The sequence below is a fragment of the Acinetobacter sp. TYF_19 genome, assembly GCF_043105125.1.
Lineage (GTDB): Bacteria > Pseudomonadota > Gammaproteobacteria > Pseudomonadales > Moraxellaceae > Acinetobacter > Acinetobacter johnsonii.
Genome location: NZ_JBICLH010000020.1, coordinates 1 through 458 on the forward strand (window position 1 = coordinate 1; position 458 = coordinate 458).

The window sequence follows — 458 nt, forward strand, 5'->3', positions numbered from 1 at the left end:
AGAAACACCAACCTGAATATCGTCGCCAATGGCGTAAACTTCATATTGGTATAGATGCTGAAACCCTTCAAATACGCGCTATTCAACTCACTACAAATAATGTGAGTGATTCACAAGTGCTTGGTGATTTACTCGATCAGATTCCACAAGATGAGCAGATTGACTCTGTCTATACTGATGGGGCTTATGACACCAAGCAATGCCGTCAAGTAATTGCAGACCGACAAGCACATGCGGTGATTCCGCCAAGAAAAAATGCGAAACCTTGGAAAGATACAAAGACCAGCTCGCTAGAGCGAAATGAATTACTTCGAACAGTTAAACGTTTAGGAAGAACAATATGGAAAAATTGGTCAGGCTATCATCGCAGAAGTCTGATAGAAACCAAGATGCATTGCATCAAATTATTAGGCGATAAACTCCGTGCGAGAAACTTTCAAAGCCAAGTCAATGAGATT

At 41.0% G+C, this 458-nt stretch carries 1 pseudogene; it reads left to right on the top strand.

The features are described from left to right. A pseudogene (locus ACF8FD_RS02775) lies at positions 1 to 458 on the top strand (IS5-like element ISAha1 family transposase); the annotation flags it as partial.